Raw genomic sequence first — 335 nt, 5'->3', positions numbered from 1 at the left:
AGGTAGTAAACATTTTTGCCCATGCCAGCGTATTTATTTTGGCCATTCAGGTAACCGTTTAATCCTGGTAAATCAACGCCTGGCCATTTTGGTGGCAAATTGGAATAGTTCAGGTTCTGCTTGTTAGGATTTGAAGGTGACAGCCACAAAGATAGAATCGAAATGACCGCAATGATAATCAAGATCCAAAGTGAGATGAGCGCGGCTTTGTTCTTCTTCAATCGCCGCATCGCATCTTGTGAGAACGTCAGCGCAGGCTTGGCAATGCGTTCCTGTTCAGCCGTATTCACTTTGGCATGCTTGAATGCGTCTGGACTTAATTTTGTTGTTGCCAT

The 335-nt window shown here is 44.5% G+C and carries 1 pseudogene; it reads right to left on the bottom strand.

The features are described 5' to 3' along the window. Window positions 1-335, bottom strand: a pseudogene (locus tag GUI70_RS25470) (hypothetical protein); the annotation flags it as partial.

Origin of the sequence: Deinococcus alpinitundrae (genome assembly GCF_009982895.1) — a bacterium.
Taxonomy (GTDB): domain Bacteria; phylum Deinococcota; class Deinococci; order Deinococcales; family Deinococcaceae; genus Deinococcus; species Deinococcus alpinitundrae.
This window is presented reverse-complemented; position numbering and strand designations above follow the sequence as displayed.